Source organism: Nocardia sp. NBC_00508, from assembly GCF_036346875.1.
Classification (GTDB): domain Bacteria; phylum Actinomycetota; class Actinomycetes; order Mycobacteriales; family Mycobacteriaceae; genus Nocardia.
Window position 1 is genome coordinate 2,553,234 of the sequence record NZ_CP107852.1, and the last position, 22,014, is coordinate 2,575,247.

The following is a 22,014-nucleotide window of genomic DNA, read 5'->3' on the forward strand; positions in this document are numbered from 1 at the left end:
CCCCTACCCGGGTCAGACGAGGCGGTCGAAGTTTTCGGTCGCGGCCTGTTGTTTCGCGTCGATCGCGTCGGCGGCTTGGTACTGGCCCCGTGACATCCGACGGAACGAGGTCGCGATGTTCCGCGTGCCGTCATTGATGCTGTCCATCGTGTTGTCGAAGCCCTCTTTGCCGTCGCGGAACTTGCTGCCGAACTTGTCGGGTCCCGCGGCGATGCTCGCTCGCGTCGCGGCGCCTTCCGCGGCAGCCACGATACTGAGCAGATCCTCATCGGCCTTGGAAGTATCCGCACCGGCAGTCCGCAGCTTTTCGGTATACGTCTCGATTTCGTCTGCTGCCATGCTGCTGTCCTTCGACTGATCGAACACCCACCTTCGATCATCGCATGAACGTCAACTGTCCAGCACGTAAAATCTCTGCGGCTAGGGATCATCCGCGGACTGCGCCGGATGGGTTCACCTGCTTGGGTTCTGCCCCTTCTTCCGATTGTGTTCTTCGATCGCCCGTTCCAGCTCAGCGCGGCGCGCGGCGGAGTTCGAGCCGTCGAGTTGCCCGGCGAAAGCGGCACGCGCCGCCGCCACCAGCCCCTCGCCGACCTCGGGATACGCTCTGGCGATGTCGATCAGGGCAGTTTCGGTTTCGATGTCCAGCCCCGTTTCCGAATGCAGCCCACCGCCGGTGGTGACCGACCCGAGTTCACGCTCGAAGTTGCGCCGCAGTTCGTCTTCGGAGGGAAATCGGCCTCGTACCATCAGTTCTCCCATGTGCGTAGGGTTCCTGCGACGTTGCTTTCCGTAGCGCCCTGGTCAGGCCTCCACCGAGCCGTGGCGCTGCTGGAACCGCTGCTCGAACTCGGCGATGTACACAGACGGTGCCACCGACGACGAGGACTGCTCCAGCACACCGTCGTCGGCGATGTAGAAGATGGCCCGGCCGATCGAGATCTCACCCGGCTGGGTGGGCACGTAGACCATCCAGCCCACACTGATCCGGTCGGCCCGCAGCTCGTCCAGCGGATACCCGCTGGTATCCAGGCCGCGGTCTCGAATGAACCTGCGCACCCGGGAGATCGCCTCGTCCGCGGCCATCGGCTCGGGCAGCGACATCGCCACACCCGCCATGGTCAGCTGGTAGAGAGCGCTGTCGACGTCGAAACTCCCGTCGTCGCCGAACACGTCCACCAGGGTGTCGCGCGTGACGACGCCGACCTCGGCGGCCGACACCAGGGTGGCCACCGCCGCCCGCTGCCGGTCGGTCGGCTGCTCGGCCACCAGTCCCGCGATCACCTCGGCCACCGTGTCGGCGGTCCAGATACCGGGCACCGCGTCACTGAGCTGATCCGCGGGCGAGGACTCACCGCGATACCAGTTTCCGTTATCCCACCAGTAGCAGAACGACAACAATCCGTTGGCCGCACGCGGATTCAAAACCGGATTCGCCACCCACTCCGGCGCACCCGCGAAGAACTCGGGCATCGGATCGCCGCCGTTGTAGGTGGCATCCAGCTCCGGCGCATTCCACACTCCGCCCGACAGCACGGCCCGTCCACCTGGCAGGACATACAGCGTCGAGCCGCTGCGCTTGGCGCCCTCGAACCAGCCGAGCGCGGGCAATATCCGCGGGCCCCACTGCGATCCGGCCGCCACGAACGCCGCGGCCATCACCGCCCACCGCGGCCACATCACCGGGAAGGCGGGGAAATCCCGCTCGGACAGGACCCCGCGCACACCCGCCGCGCGATCGGCCCGCGCCTGTGCCGCGGCCTCCTGCGCGGTGCGCGACTGCCTGTCACCATGTCCGGCATAGGCCGCCAGCCACACCGGAAGAGCATCCCGGGGATATACCTCGAGGTCCGCGCGGTAGATCTCCGGCGGGAACAGTTGATCGTCCGGGAACGGCTCGTCGCCGTAGTCGTAATCGACCTCGATCTCTCCGACATTGGTCAAGGTCAGCACCAAGCGCCACCAAGGGCCGTCGCTGAGCTGCGCCGACAGCTGCCGATGCTCGCGTATCAGTGCGAGCACCGCCTCGGTCGGTTGGATGCGCACCGAGCGCTCCTGCTCGTCCGCGAAGAAGACCTGCGCCACCTCGGCCGCCGTGGTCAGCGCGAACACCGCGTCCAGCCGCGCCCAGCCCTGCGGACCCAATGCCGCCAGCTCGCGAGCGATCTGGTGGTTGAGTTGCTTGGCCCGCTCGGCGATGTCGGGATTCTCGTCCTCGACGAGGGTGAATTCCACGTCCGGGTCGTCGTTGTGCTCTTGGAAGCTCGCCATGAACTGCCGCATGAAGGCGTCGTTGGCGTCGCGGCCTTCCGCGGTCGGTTCCTCGGGACCGCCGCCGGACCCCGCGTCGTTGCCGGCCCCGCGGTCGTCGGCCTCGTCGTCTGGTCTGGTCACGTCGGCGCAATCTCCTCATTCGTCCGCACCGAGGGACGGCCCCCCACGCGGGAGGCGGCGCGCCGGTGCCCGAGCTGTGTCAGTGCTCCCATCCTGGCACAACGACCCACCTGGCGGCCGCCGAACTACGCGGTAGTCCGCGTCGGCTCGGGTTCCATCGGATGTCGATAGACCCGCAGTCAGGGATGCCGGAAGGTTGGTCGCATGAACTCGCGGCCGGGAATTCGCGTTACAGCCGGTCAGAACCTCGGTGCGCCAGTGTCCTTCGCAGTCGGCGACCGTCGGCTCAGCGGCCCGCTCACATGCCCGATCGACCCGCTGCCTTGCGGCGATTGAACTCCTCGATCTTGCGGACGAGCGCGGCCTGCCGAGCCGCGGCGTTCGAACCGTCCAGCTGACCGGCGAACGCGGCGCGGGCGGCGTCGACGAGTTCGTCGGGCACGTCCGGGTAGGCGCGCGCGATCGTCCACAGCGCCTCCTCGGTTTCCATGTCCAAGCCGCTCTCGGAATAGATGCCGCCACCGGTCAGCACCGAAGCGAGCAGCTCGTCGAAGTTGGCGCGCAGTTCGTCGTCGCTCGGATAGTCGTAGCGCACGATCCCTCCTTACTCTCGTCCATTGTTCGCTCCTGGCTCACCCGGCGAATATCCGGGTGCGCCGGACCGGGTCGGCGAGCACGTCGCGGATCAGCATGCCGAGGTCGAAGTCGGGCGGCACCGCGGGATAATGCACGTCGCACACCACCGTGCCGCTCACGGTCACCACCAACCGTGTGGTGCGATTGTCCACCTGCTGCCATTGCGCGCCCACATGCTCGTCCTCCAGATCGATCACCCGCTCACCCACGCGAAGAACCAGGCGGGCGCCATCCCGGTAGAAGACCATCTGCATCGGCCCGAGCTCGCCGAAGACCCCGCCGACCGGCCCGACGCCGAGCGCGACGCCGCGCAGAGCTCCCGTCACGGGGTCGAAGTCGGCGACTTCACCGAACCCGGTGTGCGCGCGAACCAGAATCCCGCTCCTGATGGCAGGCCCGTCATTGCCACTCTGATCTCGCCCGTTGCCGTACGACGCACGTGGAAACGCACGCGACGGCGCGGAACCGGACGACGGCGAGCCCATCGGCGGCATGGCGGGGATACCCGGCGCACCGGGTTGTCCGGGCTGGATGGTCGGTGGAGTCGCGGAGTTGGATGCGCCGACGTCCGGCTGCGGGATGTGCGGGTCCGCCCTGGGAGCCGAATATTCCTGGCGGCTCGGCGATTCGCGTGCCGGGTCTGGTGCGGTGTGCCTGGATGACGGACCTTCGTTGCTTCCGGAAGCGTCATCCAGGGCTGGTGCGGGGTTTGGGGGGCCCGTTGCATCCGGCGTATCCGGCCGCGTCGTCGGCACCGGCGTGTCGGGCGAACCGGTGGGCGCGCCCGAATACATCGGCGTCCCAAGTGCATTCGTGGCGCCCGGGCCCGCACCATTCGACAGGGCAGATTCGCTCGGTGGCGTCGAGCCATTCTGGGAAACCGAGGATTCCGGCGGGAACGACTGCTGCGGACCAGAGGAATGCGGCGGCGGGAGGTCCGGTACATGCGGAAGTCGCGGCGGCTCGGGCAGGTCCGGCGTGAAGGGCGCGTCCGGCGCAGTCGGGTGCCCCGCAGAGCCTGGCAGGTCGGGCCGATGCGGTAGCTCCGGTGCGGCCGGTGGCCCTGGTGCTGGTGGCTGGTCCGGGCCGAGCGGCAACCCCGGCGGGCGCGGCAAATCCGGCGCATGCGGAAGCTCCGGCAGTTGCGGAATACCCGGATGATCGGGCAACCCCGGCAGCCGCGGTGGTTGCGGAAGCCGCGGCAAGTCCGGGCCCTCCGGCAAGCCCGGGGGCTCTGGCAACTCCGGCGGCTGCGGCAACTCCGGGGGCTCAGGCAACCCCGGCGGCTGCGGCAACTCCGGGGGCTCAGGCAACCCCGGCGGCTCCGGCAACTCCGGGGGCTCAGGCAACCCCGGCGGCTCCGGCAACTCCGGATGCTCAGGCAACCCCGGCGGCTCCGGCAACTCCGGGGGCTCAGGCAACCCCGGCGGCTCCGGCAACTCCGGCGGCTGTGGCTGTGGCAACTCCGGCGGCTGTGGCTGTGGCTGTGGCTGTGGCTGTGGCTGTGGCTGTGGCTGTGGCTGTGGCTGTGGCTGTGGCTGTGGCTGTGGCTGTGGCTGTGGCTGTGGCTGTGGAAGCAAGGGTGGGAGGTGCTGCACGAGGATGTGCAGCGGATCCGGCATATCGAAGTCGTAGCGCTTCGGCGGGTGCGGGATATGCGATCGCAACGACGAACCAGGCAGGTAAGAACGACCGGGGGTGCCCTGCGGATTGGGCTGCGAGCCTGGCGGTTCCGAGTCGTCGTCGCCGTTCTCGCCGGTGTTTGCCTCCGGCGGGTTCGGGGTATCGCTGCGCCCGGACCGCGCTCCGGTCTCCGGGCTCTCCGGCAACTGCGTGTCGGAGTCCCGAGTGGACTCGGTATCTTCCTCGTCCGGCCGCGGTTTCCCGTCCACCACCGTCGACCGGTCGGCCTGACTCGGCTCCGCGGTACCGGCACGGGGCGATTCTCCTTCGCCGGAATCCTGCGGCCGCACCGACGATCGGCCGGGCTCCGCGTCTTCGCCGTCGTTAGCAGGCGCATCATCCTTCCGCACCGGCGGTGCGGCGGCGGCGCCAGAGCCCGGTCGATGCGGTAGCGGATCGCGCGGCGCGACCGTCCCCGCACCACCTTCTTCCGGCCCGCTGTCGCCGCGATCGGTCGCGGGTTCAGCGGGTCGGCGGCCGCCTTCGGATTCCTCTGGCATACGCCGCGACCGGTCGGCGCCGTCCGTTCCCTCAGTCGAGTGCGACGGGGCGGCGGCAGGGCGTTCCTCCGCACGCGACGATGTCGCCGCGTCCTCTGCGGGAGGAAGCGGGTTCGGTGGAGTCCTGGGAGGAGGTTCCGGGCCAGGGGGAAGCTCTGGGGTGTCCGCGCGGGGCGGGAGCTGGCGGTCCGGTGTGAGCGGGGCAGGCGCGTAGGGGATTCCGGCACGCCAGCCGGTCAGCGGCGGGCGGTTGGCGTTCCAGTCCAGGCCGATCATGATGACGTGCTGGTTGGCGTCGCGCCAGGTGGCGGTCGGGTTCGCGCGCAGGTAATTCGACTCGGCGAGGCCGTCCTGCAACAGCAAGATGTCCTGCGGCAGTGGCTCGCCCGCGATGAGCCGGTTCCATGCCTCGGCGACGTCGGCCACCGCGTCCAGTGGACGGCGGACCAGTACACCGTCGCGCGGGTCGCGCACCAAATGCTCGTCGCGCATCAGGTGGTTCTTGATCTGCTCGATCTCGTCGCGGGTGAACTCGGGTGTGGTGTCGGCGAGCTGATCGGCCACCGGCCGGGCGAGGTCCGTGAGGTCGACCACGCCGGTGGCCTCGCGCAGCATGTCCCTGAGATCGGTCACCAATTGGATCGCGTCGCCGGGCTGTTCGTCGCGCAACTGACCGGCCAGGCCTTCCGCGAGCGCGTCGAGGTCGACATCGCCCCGGGTCGCGAGCTGGTGTGCGATCTGGGCGATGAGATCCCGTGCGCGCGCGGTCCGGTCGGCCTCGCGGTGCGCGGCGAGGTTGTCGGTGATCGTGTCGATGTCGCTGTCATCGGCGCGGAAGCGCTGGTACTCGCCATCGGCCCAGTCCTGCACCCGCGCCCAGTTCGCTTGCGCCGCACGCTGTCTTTCCAGGAACGGCTCGCTGAGCTCGCCGCGGTCGGGCACTTCGTCGCGCACGTTCCACTCCCGCGCCATCGGCTGCACGTCTGGACGCGGCGCGCGGAACCACGGATGCCCCTTGAATCCCGGGCGTATCCGTCCGGGATGACTCTTGTCGCTGAACCAGGTGAATCCGGACAACTTCGCCGACTCGAGGATGATCCGCATCGTGTTGTAGAAGACGTCGGCAAATGGCAGCTCATAGGTGGGCACGCCGGGGTCGAGCGGCTTGCCGCCCGGGATGACCGGCAGAAGGTCCTGGTTGATACCGGGGCCGTTGTCGACGAACGGATCGACCAGCGCCGACTGGAACGGATCGACAGCCCACCCGCTGACGCCCTCGGGCAGATCGCGTGGGGTGAACTTCTTCGGCACGGTTCCCGAGTGGCCGCGCGGCTCCCAGCCGGGCCGGTCCGGGTTCACCGGATGCCATTCGCCGTCGGCGTCCTGCCAGCGGGTCAGGTGGATGCCGGGGGCGCCGTCGCGCCACCGCGAGGTGACGAACTCCCGGCGCGGCGGCGCCAGATCCTCGGTGTGCCAGCCTCCTTCACGGTCGGCGATGATCTGCCGGTACTCGATGGTCGTCTCCGGCCGGATGAACGCCTGCGCGACGGCGGCGCTGCGCTGCAACGCGTCGTGCAGCGCCGCGTCGTGGTCGGCGCGCGGGCTGTCGAGCGAGCCACGCGGACCGACGACGATGATGCGCGGCCGCTCCCCGTCGACGATGCCGACGCGATCGGTGACGCCGCGCGCCCCCGCCTCGGCCAGAAGGTCGCGGCAGGCGCCGCCCAGCTCGGCGATCCGGTCCTGGAGCCTGCCGATCTCGTTCTCGGCGCGGTTGACCCGTTCGGCCGCCTCACGCAGCAACTCCAGGTTCCTGGCCCGCTCGGCCACCTCATCGGCACGAATGGTCCGGCCGGCCACTTCGTCGAGCGTGTCGGCCAGATCATGCGGACCCAGCCGGTCCGGATCGACGCGCAGGCGCGCGGCGATGTCGTCGCGCATCACCCGCCACGGTTTGCTGCCCAAGACCAGATCGGCCCGCTCTCGTCCGAGCCGGTCGAGTTCGGCGGCGACCTCCGCGGACGGCAACGGCCGTTGCGGCGCGAGGTCGGCTCGCAATGCGTCGATGCGCCGATCGAGTTCCGCGAGAGCGGCGTCCGGGTCTGCGAACTTGTCTTTCGCGTTCTTGATCTCGGCGCGTTCGGCTACCAGTCGTTCCAGCTCGGCAATGGTCTCCTGGTCCGGACGGCGATACGGCCCCGCGCCGGCCGCTTCCAGTCGCGCGATGCGCTGATCCAGTTCCGCCAGGCGTTGATCCGCCTCGTTGAACCGCTCCGCGGCTTCCTGGAGTTTGAAGATGGTCGCCAAGCGCTGCGCGCGCTCCGCCTCGCCCACCACTTCCGGTATCTGCGTGTCGGTTTCGTCACCGAAACCGGCGATGTCCCGCACGCCGACCAGGTCCGCGGTCAGCTCCTCGATCATCGCGGTCAAGTTGTCCTGGTTCAGCGCCACGTCCGGGTCGTGGATTGTGCGGCCGGGGGTGTCGAAGCGGGAGAACCGGTCGTCCCGCTTCGCCCGCCAGAACTCGCGCTCCGAGGCGAGGGCGGCACGCTCACGCAGCAGCGCGTGGTAGACGCCTTCCGGCGTTCCCGCCAAGCGGGCGGCCTCGATCTGCTCGTCCAGTCGGGCGACGCGCTCGTCCGCGTCGTTGCAGGCCCTCGCGGCGTCTTCCAGCGCATCGATCTCGGCGTGCCTGCGCGGCATTTCGTCGACCCGCATGGTCTTGCCGCGCAGTTCCGCCAGCGTCTCGTCGAGCCGGTCGGCGGTGAGGTCGGCCGCGGGGTCCACCGGGAGCCGCTCGGCGCACTGATCACGCCGAGTGTGCAGCTCCTCGCTGCGCGCGACCGCTTCCGCACGCTCGGCGCCAAGGCGTTCGAGTTCCGCCTGTGCCTCGGGCGTGATCTGGTCTGCGCGAACCTGCTCGGGCCTGCTCGGCTCGGCCGTGGTACGCGGCTGTCCGGCCTGCGGCTGGGCCGCACGCGAATCCCCCTGCGCGGGGCCGGAACCAGGCCTGTCTGGTGCCGGCGGCGCAGGCGACCCCCCTTCCTCCGGCGGCCGGAGGGTGGTGACGTGTACGCCGTTCTCGTCCACTGTGACAAGGCGGTAATCGATGCGCACACCCTGATCGGCCAGCTGCCGCCTGGTCTCCGGCGCCAGCACCGGATCCGGTTCGGCCAGCGGTGACGCCACCATCACCCGCTGCCCGTCCGGCAGCACACCGACGCCCTCGGCGACCATCCGCGCGCCTTCGGCGGCCAGTACGTCGCGAGCGGCGAGGATCCCGGCCTCGGTCCAGGCGTTGTTCTCCTCGGCGACCGCCCGGTGGTAGCGGTTCAGGTCCGACCGGATGGCGCGGACGAAAGTCGTGAGATCGGCGACACGTCGCTCGGCCGCGCGAAGATCGTCGAAGTACTGCACCATTTCGCCGCTCGGCACGTTCTCGCGGTTGCGCAATGCCTCGGCGCGCGCGATCTCCGCCTGCATCCGTTCGTCGACCGCGCGGGAGATCTCGTGAGGCGTCATCCCCTCCGTACGCAGCCCGATCTGCCGCGCGCGATCGGCGATGCTCCGTGCGAGCGCTCGGCGGGCGGCGGCGGCCTGCGCGATCCGATCCTGCAGCGCGGGCAGTGCGTCGCGCAGTTCCGGTGTCACCGGCTCGTGTGTCCGCGACGGACCGTCTCGGCGCCATCCGCGCGAGCCCGGCTCTTCCGGCTCGTCCGGTCGCGGCGGGCTCGGCGGTTGGTCCGGCGGATTCTGCGATCCGCCCTCGGCATTCGCCTCGGGCGCATCGGCGGATCCCGGCTGCTCCGGAGTTTGTCCCGGCTGCGGCGGCCACACCCGCACGTCGCCGGGTTCGCCATTGCCCTGCGATGCCGAATCCCGCTGCCGCGACGAGTGTTCCTCGGCGTCCCGTGCCTGCGGCCGCACCGTCTCGTCCTGCGCCTGCTCGCCGGGACGAGGCTGTTGGGCGTCCGGTCGCGCGGGGGCCGCGCCCTCCTGCTTCAGGGATGCGCCGTCCGCATCGGCGCGGGAAGTGTCGGGCCGTAGACCCGCGCTGCCGGAGTCCGGCGGCTCGGCCTCGCTTTCCGAACGATCCGAGCGCGGCGGAGTCGCTGCTTCACCGGGCTGCGCGGCACTCCGCGACTCGGTAGCGCGCTCCGCCGTCCCCGCCTCGGATTCGTGTGTTGCACCGCGCCTTTCGACCTGGTTCGCGCTCTCCGGTCCCGCCATCTCGCGCAGCCAGGCGGCCCGCTCGGCGCCCATGCGGGCTTCCCATTCGGCCTGTTCGGCCTGCAAGCGCGCCCAGCTGTCCTCCGGATCGCGGTCGGACAGTCCACGTAGCCACTCGGCGCGCTCGGCGTCCATGCGGGCTTCCCATTCGGCCTGCTCGACGCGCATCCGCTCGAACCAGTCGTCCGGGCTTGCCGGGCGATCATCGCTTCGCGGCGGCCCAGCCGAGGAATCCCGATGGGCGGCAGGCGATTCCGGCTCGGGCGCCCCGGCTTCGGGCTCCGCGGTCCTGCGGGCGGCGGCGAGATCGCGCAACTCCTGAACGCGCTGCTGCGCCACCCGAGCCGCCATATCCGCGTTCTCCGCGCGCATCCGAGCGGCGAACTGCCGCATCTCATCGACGATCGTCGCGTCCGGCGGCAACGGCTGCTCAGCAAGTTCATGCAGCCACTGCGCGTGCTCGGCCGCCATCCTTGCGTTCCATTCAGCCTGCTCGATCTGCATGCGGAGGAACCAGTCCGAGGGTTCACCGGGTAGCCGATCGGGTCGCGATGGCCCGTCCTCGGGCGAGGACGGCGGCGCCGGCGGCTCGCCGGGCGGCTTCTGCGCTCCGCCGCCCGCATTCACCTCCGGGCCATCGAAGGATCCCGACCGGTCCCGAGTCTGCCCGGTCTCGGGCAACCGCCCCTGAACCTCCCCTGGCGCACCGCCTATCTGCTCCGGGGCACCGGACGCACCCTCCCGACGACCGGCCGAAGACTCGGACGCATCCGTAGGCTCCGGCTGCCCCGGAGTTCGACGCGACTCCGGCGGCCACACCCGCACATCGCCCGGCTCACCGGCCGAAGGCGTCGGGACGTCGGACGCGTCATCCCGACGGCCGGTCGAAGACTCCGGCAGCACACCGGATTCGGATTCCCGCGTGCCGGTCGCGGACTCGGGAAGCTCACCGGTCTCCGCGTCGCGTCCATCAGTTGTGGATTCGGGCGGTTCTCCAGATCCCGCGTCGAGCCTGTCTGCTCCGGACCCCGGCAGCTCGTTCGGATGAGCTGGGGCCGGGGGTTCGTCCGGTGAGGTCTCGTGTCGACCCGTCGCGGACTCCGGTGACTCCGCCGGGTCGGCGGGTTCCGGACGTCTGACCCCGCCGGAACCCGGTGCGTCCGGTCGCGGTGGATTCACCGCGGGCCGGGGTCCATCGGGCGGCGGCAGTTCGGGGCCGTCTGTCCCCGAGCCGGGCGGCAGCCAGGCGGGATTCGGCGCGACCGGATGGACCGCGTACGGGATGCCTGCGCGCCAGCCGGTGAGCGGCGGGCGGTCCGCGTCCCAGTGATAGCCGAGACCGATGGCGTGCATGTTCGCCTCGCGCCAACCCGCGCTGGGATTGGCGCGCAAGAACTCCGACTCGGCCAGGGCATCGTGCAGCAGCACGAGATCTTGCGGCAGCGGCTCGCCCGCCATGAGCCGATGCCACGCCTCGGCGACATCGGCGAGCCGGTCCATCGGCCGCCGCAGATACGCACCGTTGGGGTCGGTGTAATCGCGCACCCGATGCTCGTCGACCATGAGGTGGTTCTTGATCTGCTGGAGCTGGTCGCGGGTGAACACCGGGACGTCGTCGCGCATGTGCTCGGCGAGGACCGCCGCGATGGCGTCCGGATCGGTGCCGAAGTGCAGCAGTTCGCGAATGTCCTCAACGGTGTCGCGCACGGCGTCGAGGTCGTCGGAGGCGAAGCGGTCGGCCAACTCTCCGGCCACCCGATCGATGGAATCCTGCATGTGCAACAGCTGGGCGTCGACGTCCAAGAGCGGGTTGATGCCGGGGTCCCGCGTGATCAGCTCGTCGCGGACGATGTCGACCACGTCGCGCGCCGCCGCCTCCTGTCGCGCCCGCCGGTACGCCTCAAGCCCCTCGACGATCCGGTCCACATCACTGTCGTCGGCCAGGAACCGGTCGTATTCGCTGTCGGCCCACTCCTGCACGCGGCGCCAGTCGGCTACGTCGTCATCCCATTCGCGCTGCAGGGATTCCGGAATCTCGACGCGATCGGCGGGGTTGCCGTGCTCGGCGGGATCCCACGGCCGATGCATCGGCTGGATATTGCGCTCCGGCGGCGCGAACCACTCGTAGTCACGGAATACCGTGCCGAACGGCGGAATCTTCTGCAGCCACGGCCGCGCCAGCACCCACTCGCCGATCTCCGGATGACGCTGGATCCAGGCCTTCACCGCCGGGTGGTTCGGCACCAACGCCGCCATCAGGATCAGGCGCACGATGTTGTAGGAGTCGGCGCCCCAGTGCTGGCTGAACACGTCCATCCCCCGCGGCAGATGGGAGGTGTCGTACTGCGACGGCGCCTGCGGCATGTGCACCGGCAGCGAACTTTCCGGGATCTGACCCGGTGGTACGTCATCGGTGGGCAGCGTGATGTCGTTGACGACGTCTTCCATCGCCCACCCGCTCACGCCGTCCGGCAGGTCCTTCGTCTTGTACTTCTTCGGCAGAGTGCCGCCGTCCCGGTTGGTCGTCCAGGTGGGGCGAGTCGGGTCGACCGGGTGCAGGTTCCCTTCGGCGTCTCGCCAGGCGGTCATGTGCAGGCGTCGTCCGTCGTGCCAGCCGCTGCTGAGGTGTTCCACTTCCGGCGGCGTCATGTCCGCCGTCCGCGCGCTACCCTCGCGGTCGGCCAGCACCTGCCGGTATTCGACCGTCGTCTCCTCGCGCACGAAAGCCTGGGCGACCGCGGCGTCGCGACGCAGCGCATCGGCGAGGGCGCGATCATGATCCGCGCGCGGCGCCGCCGGGTCGCTGCGCGGACCGAGCACGATGATCCGCGGCCGCTCGCCTTCCACGATGCCGACTCGGTCGGTGACCATCCGCCCGCCCTCGGCCTCGACGAGTCGCCGCCACACTCCGGCGGCCCGCGCCATCTCGTCCTGCAATCGGCCGATCCGGTTGTGCGCTCGGTTGACGTCGTCCGCGGCATCGGCCAACCCGTCGATCTGGAGCAACCGCGCAGGCAGTTCGTCGACCCGCAGTGCTCCGTTGCGGAGTTCGTCCTGCGCCTGCGCGCGAAGCGCGGCGATCGTCTCCTCGCGCCGGGCGGGGCCCAGCGCGGCCTCGTCAGGGTTGCCCGAGTCATCGACCACCCCGAGCCGGACGGCAAGGTCGTCGCGCATGCCACGCCGGGGCTTGATCCGCCGGAGCTCTTCGGCCCGCTCACGTGCCATTCGGTCCAGTTCGGCGGCCGCCTCGTCGGATGGCGGGCGGTGCCGCGCGACGCCCGCCTCCTCCAGTTCGGTGAGGCGCTGGTCCACGCGGCGAATCCGGTCGTCGAGGGTGGTGAACTCCTCGGTCGCGGCCACCAGTTTGCGCAGCGCCTCGGTGCGTCGCTCCCGCTCCTCGTCCGTCACCGGCTTGCGCACCTGCCGGTCGGCTTCCTCGAGACCGCCGCTCACGTCGACGATGTCGGTGCGCGAGCTCGCGTGCAACGCCTGAATCGCCTCGTCCCGCGAATCCGCGTCCCGGCGCACCCATTCGGTCGAATCATCGACGCCGAGGTTGGCCGCGCGTTCGTTGGCCTTGGCACGGACGAACTCGCGTTCACGAACGAGGTCCTGGCGCTGCTGGAGCAACCTGTCGTATTCCTCGATCAGGCCGATCCGCGCCGCGAGGTCGCCCACCTCGGCTGCCGCGCGCTCGAATTCCGGTACGAGCATGCGGAGTTCCGCCACGCGCGCGTCGTCGCCCTCCGGCAACAGTGTCCGGCTGGACAAGTCGGCGACCGTCGCTCGAATCCGTTCAGGGGCGAGGTCTTCCGGGGCCACGGAGGTCCGGAGCGAATCGGCGAGCACACGGATCCTGGCGGCCAGTTCGTCGAGCCGGGTGATCGCGTCGGCGTGGGCGCGGACCGCCTCCTCGTGTGCCGAGTCGCGCTGCCCGTCCTCGGGTTCCTCCTGCCCGGACGCCGGAGGCTCGTCGGGTTCGGATACCGGCGGCGCCTTCGGTTCCTCGGGGGGCTTCTTCGACCCGCCGCCTGCCTCGGCTACCGGCTCGGCTCCCTCGGGCGGGGCGAGCCCGCGGGACGCTTCGCTCTCGCGCTGGCGAGCGACCCAATCGTCCAGCTCGGCGTGCATCCGGGCGTTCCACTCGTCCTGCTCGGCATCCATCCGCCGCTTCCACTCCGAACGGTCGTCGCGTGGTTCGGGCGGCGGCGAGTCGTCACCAGGCGGGACCGCCATGTCGTCGGAGTCGGTGCGCGGCGTTCCGGTTCCCGAGCGTGGTGTCCCGTTCTGCTCCAGCGCGCGCAACAGCGCGGCATTCAGCACCTTCGCGGGCTCGGAAGCGTTGTCGCCGTTGAGTTCTACGTCCGCGAACCCTTCGGGCAATGCCTCCGAGTTGTAGAGGGCGTCCCTGGCGTCGAAGCACAACCTGGGCAGCTGGCGCAGCCACTCGTCGTAGCCCTCGGGCGTCGGGTTCTCGTGCGTCGCCGTGTAACGCCGCACCAGGTCCGCGTCGACGCGGAATCTGGTCAGCGGTGAGCCCGAGGTGTCCATGGCGTGGCCGACCTCGTGGACGATGATGCTGTAGGTGGGTCTGCGGTTGTAGGCCGGATTGAACCGCCCGTCTTCGACATTGAGCGCGACGGCACGGCGCAGCTTCACCGGGTCCGTCGCGAGAGTCTCGTTGAGAACGATGGACTCGGCGTACGGCGGACGTCCGTCGGTCGGCCGGTGAATCGAGACGGTCTTCGCGAAGATCCCGTCGTCCAGCGGTTCGATCCGGACGCTGTCCAGGTGGATCTGCGGGAAGCGGATGAGGCGTTCATCGATCGCCCTGGCGAATTCTCTGAGGATGTCGACATCGGCTCTCGGATTGTCGAACCCGATGACCTGAAGCCCATGCCGCTGTTCCAGCGTTCGCTGAATCTCGGTGGCGTCCAGCCGCGACCATTCGTCGTCGAATACGGGCTGCTGCTCGTCGGGCGCTTCGAGTGCGTCGTTGTCGCGGTGTGGTCCGTCGTCGCCTGCCTGCGGTGGTTCCTGAATGCCTCCCGGGTCAGCGGAATCCGGTCGCGGGGCAAGGCCGAGACCGTCCGGCGGCAAGCCCGCGGCGCGGCGCACCAGGTCGTAGATCAGCCGGGCGGGCTCGCTGGCGTTCGCGCCGCGCAGCACCACGTCGCGGAATGCCTCGGGCACGGCCTCTTTCGGGTCGAGCACATCGTGCTGGTCGAAGCTATAGCCGCTGAGTTGGCGCAACCAGGTCCGGTAACCTTCGACCGTCGCCGGAGCATGGTTCGTGGTGTAGTGCTGCAGCAGCACGTCATCGACCACGTCGTGGACAGCTCGATTGCCCGCGTGATCCATCGCGTGCCCGTACTCGTGCACGAATACGCTGTAGATCGGCCGGTCGAGGACACTCTGGTCGAAGCGCCCGGCGTCGACGTTGCGCCGCAAGCGATCCCGGAACGCGTCAGGATCCGAGAGATCCCGGTCGCTGATCATGATCCGGTCGGTATACGTCCGGCCGGTCGCCGGATCGATCGCCGAATACGCCCGGCCCGCGACCCAGCCGCGCAGTGGCCCGATACCGACCCGGCGCAGATCGACATGCGGGTGGGCGGCCCGCATATCCATGACGGCCCTGGCGTATTCGCGCACTGCTTCGGGATCCAGGCCGGGCCGGTCGAATCCGAACGTCTCCAGACCCGTCAGCTCCGTCAAGCGTTCGCCGACCTGCTCCGGATCCAGGCGCGACCACTCGTCCTGGATAGGCGCGTGGGCCCGGTCCGGCGCGGCATGGGTTGTGCCGTCGTCGTCGACGGCCATCTCATCCGGCAGAGAACGGTCGGGCAAAGCAGGCTTCTCCGGCGACGCGGCACCGCCATCCTGGCGCGGTCCGAACGACAACCGTTCCGACATCCGCCCCAGCAAACCGCGCGGCGCACCGCGCTCGTTCAGGTCCGCCGAACCATCTTGCAGCAATCGGCCGATCCGGTCCGCAAGCCGCTCCGCGGTTCGCTCGGACAAGCCCTGGAACTGACGAGCCAGCACATCGGAGATCGTGTCCGACCCGGTCGGCGGCGGCACCCGCCACCCGCCGTTACCATCGCTGAGGAGCTGGATCGGCAGGGATTCGCCGCGCACGCTGACGTGTTCCATCCTCCACCGCAGGTCGTACCGTTGCGCGGGCGCCGCCCCATCGGCAGGCAGCTGCACCGGCAGCATCAGCTGACGGGTGTACAACCGATGCGCCACCTCCGCGGGATGCGGCGGCCCGAGCGTCGGATCGGCCTGGACGGCACGGTGGCCGACCGCGGGGAAATTGTCGCGGAGCCTGCCCTCCGCACGCCAGGCCTTCAGCGTCGGTCGGGCATCCCGCTGATCCGCCTTGGTGTAGAACGCATCCGCGTCGAGCTGTTTGATCCATGCGTCGTAGCCGAGTTCGGTCAAGCCTTCGGCGCGGTAGCGCAAGTAATGCGCGAGCATTTCCGCGACTGTCTCATCCCGGTTCGGGCGGCGGTGCGGTCCCTCGGCTTTCGACGCGATGATCTCCTTCGTCACCAGCTCACCGTCTGGTCCGCGCGACACCTGCCGGTAGTCGAGCCAGTGCGTGCCGTTCCACAGCACATCGCTGTACTCCGGCCGGTTCGCCGCCAGCTCACGCAAAGCGTCCATGTGCTGCCCGTCGACAGCGATGACGACCAATCGGGGAACCCTGCCCCATCCCGGCGCGCGCGGATAGGCCAGGACGTGGTCGGTCAGCGGCTCACCGCCCGGTTCGAGGCGCAGCTGCCCCTCGACGGCACGGCGTACGAGATCGGCGGCATCGGCCGGCATCGGCGCCGCGTCGGCGGGTTCGCGAACCGGGGCGCTGTCCGAGACGTTCGGCTCCGCATGGCGCGGATTCGCCCATCGCGGGCCGTCGTTGTCGACGGAACGCACGACATCGAAGGCGATTTCGGCCGTCTCCAGGCCGACCTTGTCGATGTAGCGCCGAAGCGCCGCTCGCCCGGCCTCGTAGGCGACGCGTTCCGGCGGCGGTGCATCGGCCGAACGCTCGGCGGCCCGGCTCGCCTTGCGGTACGCCTTGTCGTAGGCATCGGCGTAAGCACGTTCCGCGGGACTGATCGGGACGAACCTCCCCGACTCGCGCAGCATCCGGAAGGTCTCGATGTCCAGCGCATAGTCCCGGCTGCGCTGGTCCCGCATCGCGGGAGTGTCACCGCGCGGAGCCCGCGCGGGGTGGGACGTCACCCCGGCGTCCGTGCCCGGTCCGATGCCATGGGCCCGGTCCCATTCCGCCCCGTACCGCTGGGCGTAGTCGTGGCCCTCGACGAGGGGGCCGAGATCGGCCAAGTGCGCACGCACCGCACGGACACCGGCACGGTGCGCCGCCGCGTCGAGCCAGTCCCCGCCGATGATGAATCGCTTGCCGTAATTGCGCCTGCGGTAGATGTCGGCCGCAGTCTGCCTGGCCTGTTCGCGCGCGGCCACGTACTCCCTCGCCAACGGATCCGCCAGCGATCCGATCGCGCCGGTGGTATCCCGCAGCTGCCTGCTGAAGGCGAACCCGGCGGCGTGTGCCTCGGCTTGGCGGTCCAGCATCAGCGCCACGTATTCGTCGCGCGACAGCGTGAACCGCTCCAGCGGGTGACCTCCGGTCACGCTCAGCTGATCGGCCAGCACGGCCGCACGGACCAGGGCCATTGCTTGCTGACGGGCGTTGTCGGCGAGGTCGAGTACCACGGTGTTCGAGATCGGGTCGTAGCCTGCGGCCCGGCCCAGTTCGAACCGGCCACCATCGCTGCGCTGGGCGCGCGCCTCCGGCTCGGTGCTGTACCGGATGTGCACCCCGTGCCGCTCCAGGACATCGGCTGCCCAGCGACCGAAATCGGTGGAGGCGAGCAGATTCCGGGTCCGGGTGAGCGCGTCTTCCGCTCGGTCGGCGACCGCCGTCAGGTTGCTCGGCAGGTCCGCCGCGGGGGGCGGCGCGGCCTCCGGTCCAGCGGACCGCACCGGGTCCGCGCCGTCCGGGGACACGAAGAGGACACCGGATTCGTCCAGGTGGATCCGGACAGGTCTGGTCGGCGCGGTGTCGGAGTCGGTCCGCACCGGCGTGTCCGGCATGGCTCGCTGGACCGTCGCGGAGATGGCCTCGATGATCCGGGTGCGCTCGGTTTCGGCCTGCGCACGCCGCTGGGCCAGATCGGCCAGTAGCCGCATGTCGGCGTCGGAGTTCCGGAAGACGACGAACCTGGAGCGATCCATCAGCAGGTCGAGCACGGCCTGCCGGTCCGGTCCGATCAGGTGGTCCGGAACGCTGAGGCCGCCTTGCAGCCGCTGCACGAGTCGATCCCATTCGGCATCGATCCGGGTCATCTCCCGCATGAGTGCCGCGTGCTCGCGCACCAACTGCTGTAGCGCCCTGGCCGACTCCGGTGACGACGGGACATGCTCGTGCATGCCGTCCGGTGCGGTGCTGCGGTGCTGGGCATCCCATTCCCGGCCTGCCACATCGCGGTGACTGTGACCCGCGGCCGGGTAGTCCGGCGAATCGAACCGCTCGCTCGCCAGCAGGTCCGACACACCGGCTTCGCGACCGATACGCCGCAGCTGATCGGCGTCGATACCCGGATCTTGTCGGCGGGCCGCGTCGACCGCCGCGTCATGGGCATCGAGATACGCCGATTCCAGCGCCCTGCGGTACTCCGCTTCCGTCATGTCATGCAGCGGGCCGGGTGTCGGGTCGTAGCCCGCCGCACGCAGTTCCCGGTTGAACTCGGCCTCGCGGCCCAACGCGGCAGCCTCCGCACGCAGGTGCGCCGCGACATAGTCCGCGCGATCCATTGCCCGGATCCCCGCCGGTGTCACTTCCACGTCACCGGCGAGCACGGCTTCGGCCAGCGCCGCGGCCCGTACCACCGCGGCAGCCTGAGCCAATTGGCTACGATCCCGCGTCCCCACGAGGACATCCATGGTTCTGCCGTTGAACGCATCCGGTCGCACCGCGCCGTCACCGGATTCGCCGAACCGAACCGCCGCCCCGGCCTCCCGCAACGTGGCCGCCGCGGCCCGGCCGACCTCGGTCTGGTCGAGCACCTGCCGGACTCCCGCTGCGTCCTCGTCCGGCAGACTCCTCAGCCAGCCATCCGGATGACGGTGCCGCTCCGGTGGTTCCACCGCCGTGTCGTCGGAGTCGGACGGCGGGGTCGGCTCCCGCGGGTCGTCGAGGCCGAGTTCAGGCGTGACGGAGTCCTCCGGCGGTGGCGCAGCCGCCTGCTCCGCAGGCTTGATTACCAGGTATCCCTTGGCAAGGGCTTCCTCTTCCGTGAAGACGCCCGCCACGTCCTTGACCATCGGAATCGGGCTCCGGCCCTCGCCGTGCGTGTCCACCAGTGCGAACAGCGATTCCGCGGTTGTTCCGGCGATGTCCAGGTCGCTCTCCGGACGGAACGGAAGGCCCGATTTCTCCGACACACCGGTCTGCCGACTGCCGAAGATGACCAGCGGGACACCGTCTTCGGCCACCGACCGCATCGCCGCCCGCAGCATCTCCGGCGTGACCCCAGGCCCCGGTTCGCCGAGTACATCGACATTCTGCGGCGTAATGCCCGCCGCGGAGTCCGAATCGGGGCGGGACGGTGGCTGCCGATCCTCCGAATCGCCGACCCGGTGCCCGTCCCGGTCTCCCGTGCGGTCGCCGGACCACACCGCATCGGAACCAGCGGGATGCAGCGGATTGCCCTGCGCGTCGTACAGGATCGCGGAGACGCGGCGCAGTTCCTTCGGCACGTGCGGCGGGAATCCCTCGCGGATACCGGCGCCGGGATCGGACACCTCGACGAAGAGCTCGCCGGTCTGCGGATGCCGCCGCACCGTCAGCACATAGGCGTGTGCGCCGACGCCGTGCTCGTCGGTCGGGCCCGCGTATTCATCCACGACCAGGGCGCGCGCACCCTCCTCTTTCCGCGCCAGCAACGCGTCTGCGATCGGCTGGTGCCGTGGTTCGCCGGGCTTCGCCTCGGGGACGTCGCGCAGCGGAGCCCCTGCCGCATCCTCTACCTCGGCCCGCGACATGCCCGCGGGACCCACTGGGTCCTCCGGCACATGGATGACGTCGCTGTCGGTGCCCTGCTGGATCTCGTCGAGCGCCAACCTGGCGCATTCCCCCCGGTTGGCCGGATCGACCTGCGGCACAGGGGGTTCGGCCGTGCCGGTCGGTTCCGCGCGGGTAGCGCTGTTCGTGTCGCTACCAGGGTCGACCCGCGCCGCGCCACGCGACGGCTGACCCGCGCCCGCATCCGGTGAAAGCAGCGGCGGTGCGACGAGCAGACTCTCCGGTGGAATCGAGATGTCCGGGTCCGCGTCGGCGCGAACTTCGGGGAGATCTGCCTCGTCCGTGCGTGCACGGGCTTCCGCGGCGTCCGACGCCCGTGTGCGGGGGGCCTCGGAGTCGGCGACCCGCGCCTGTGTCGCTCCTTCGCGGGTAGCGGGCCCGGCGGTGCGCTCCGCGGCGCCCGCTCGGGTTTCCGGCACGCCTGGTGGCCTGCGCGCCGGGTCGCTGGCTCCGGCCTGCGTGCGCGGCTCGCTGGTAGCGGGCGTGTTCGTGCGCGTGTCGGATGCCGCGTGTGCCGGGGTGGCCGACGGGTTGTTCGATGGTCCGGCCGTGGTTCCAGCGGGTTGTGCCAGGGGGGCGGCCGATGGCGGCGCGGCGGTTGCCGGTCCAGTCGGGGTAAGCGGACCGGCGGCCATACCGTCCGTCCGCGGCACAGTGCCGTCGACAGCGCGGGTCGCCGTGGACTCGGGACTGTGCACCGCCGTCGTCTCCGGGTTGCGCGTGGGAGAAGCGGTATCCTGCTGTGCCGCAGCAATATTCGCTTCCCTTTGCGCACTCGGTTGACTCGCGCCTTGATCCTGGTCGGCGGCGGGACGCACCGCGCTATCGGAATTCGCCGGTTCCGGTCGACGCACCGAATCGTCGTCCCCGCGCGCATTCGCGTCACTCGCGGCCGGACGATCTGCCTCAGCCTGGCTGTCCGAACGAGTGGCGCCCCCATCGTCCTGCGTGCGGGTGCCGGTCTCGTCACCGGCTTCGCGTCCGTTCGCGGTGCCGTCACCGGCCTCGCCAGCGGCGCGACCGTTCGTGGCGGCGTCGCCCGTCGCATGGCCGTTCGCCGTGCCGTCTGCGGTGCCGCGCTCGCCAACGGAATTGTCCTCGGCTACACGGCCGTTCGCGTCGCTTGTCCCCCGCCCGTTCGCGTCGCCAGAGCCATTCCCATTCGCCGTCGCGTCGCCCGCACCGCGGCCGTTCGCCGTCGCGTCCCCCGGCCCGCGCCCGTTCGCATCGTCAGAACCATTCCCATTCCCATTCCCATTCGCCGTCGCGTCGCCCGCACCGCGGCCGTTCGCGTCGCCCGCCCCGTGGCCGTTCCCCGCCCCGTCGCCCGCGGCCTGCCCGTTCGGCCCTCCTTCTGGACCAGGCGCCAAGCCGTTCGCAGCCGCGGGATCGAGCGCGCCATCGTTACCGAAACCAGCACCATCGGGCCGAAACCCGATCCGCGGCTCCGGAATGGGGCCGTTGCCCCCGGGCGGCGCGTACCACTCCGGATGCCGGGAGCGGTAGAAACTATCCGCCTGCGCCCGGCTCGCTCCGGACATCGCGCCATTGGAGACACCGGCCGTGATCATCCGCGGGTCGAACTCCGTGTTCTTCGCGTTCGCGACCGCCGCACCCCAGCCGTCCTGCGCCCAGTCGATGCCGAACTGGGTGACCACGCTGGCGCCGAATCCCGCGACCGCGCCGACCCCGCCCGCGGAAGCGCCGGTGATCGCGCCACGCAACCAGGGCCGCATCTCCTGGCCGAGCTTGTTGCCGATCCAGTCGCCGAACGGGCTCGCCGCACCGGCGCCTGCCGCCGAACTCACCGCGGTGACCGCGACCTGCTCCCAGTTGATCCCGTTCCGATGCCCCGCATTCACCTGGTAGGCCTGAATGCCCAGGTCCTGCATGGTGCCGATAATCGTGTCGAGGGCAAGGTGGCGCACCAGGAAGGTGGCGAGCTTCTCACCGAGGAACCGCGAGGTCCACTGGATGATCTTGTTCATCACACGCTGGGCCAGCAGCCTGATCCCGACGCGGGTGAAGCCGATCGCGGCCGCCTCCACCGCGGGGGCGGTCGGCGGGAAGATCCAGGCCGCGGCGATCTCCGCCGCGAGCAGCGCCAGCGACGAGATCATCATGATCTGCGCGTATTCGATCTCGGTGCCCACTTGGTTGGCACCCTCGCCGACGTTGTCGAATACCTCGGCCAGTTTCGCCAACGACTGATCGCCGCTGCGCAGATCATCGAACAGCTTCGCGGCCGCTTCGCTGCCTTTGCCGTCCGGATACGCCGCCAGCATGGCGCTCTTGGCCGCGTCGATGTCGGTCAGGATGTCGCGCAAACCATCGGCGGCGGTACGCCAATCCCCCGCGATGGCCCACATGCCCTCGGGCTCACCCGCGGGCCAGTCGGAGCCGGCCACCCATTCCAGCCACCGCAGATACCCGGGCAGCTCAGCCATGCGATTACCT

Annotated in this window: 5 protein-coding genes; all 5 read right to left on the bottom strand. The window is 70.1% G+C overall.

All coding sequences use genetic code 11. The features are described 5' to 3' along the window. Positions 1-12: 12 nt before the first annotated feature. The gene (locus tag OHA40_RS11365) at positions 13-339 is read right to left on the bottom strand and encodes a hypothetical protein (protein ID WP_330233018.1); all 327 of its coding nucleotides are present in this window, start codon (positions 337-339) and stop codon (positions 13-15) included. Positions 340-453: 114 nt separating this feature from the next. Beyond that, a complete protein-coding gene (locus OHA40_RS11370; RefSeq protein WP_330233019.1) occupies positions 454-762 on the bottom strand; it encodes a hypothetical protein in 309 nt (102 codons plus the stop codon). A 42-nt stretch (positions 763-804) separates the two neighbouring features. Further along, positions 805-2,394: a hypothetical protein gene (locus tag OHA40_RS11375; RefSeq protein WP_330233020.1), complete on the bottom strand. Its 1,590-nt coding sequence runs from the start codon at positions 2,392-2,394 to the stop codon at positions 805-807. Between the two features lie 298 nt (positions 2,395-2,692). Beyond that, a complete protein-coding gene (locus tag OHA40_RS11380) occupies positions 2,693-2,989 on the bottom strand; it encodes a hypothetical protein (protein WP_330233021.1) in 297 nt (98 codons plus the stop codon). Positions 2,990-3,026: 37 nt separating this feature from the next. Further along, on the bottom strand, positions 3,027-22,004 hold the full coding sequence (locus OHA40_RS11385; protein WP_330233022.1) for a WXG100-like domain-containing protein: 18,978 nt from the start codon (positions 22,002-22,004) through the stop codon (positions 3,027-3,029). Positions 22,005-22,014 lie beyond the last annotated feature (10 nt).

Bases quoted from the DNA above. Each gene is read 5' to 3' on its own strand.
- OHA40_RS11385 (WP_330233022.1), bottom strand. From the start codon at position 22,004: ATGGCTGAGCTGCCCGGGTATCTGCGGTGGCTGGAATGGGTGGCCGGC.
- OHA40_RS11365 (WP_330233018.1), bottom strand. From the start codon at position 339: ATGGCAGCAGACGAAATCGAGACGTATACCGAAAAGCTGCGGACTGCC.
- OHA40_RS11370 (WP_330233019.1), bottom strand. From the start codon at position 762: ATGGGAGAACTGATGGTACGAGGCCGATTTCCCTCCGAAGACGAACTG.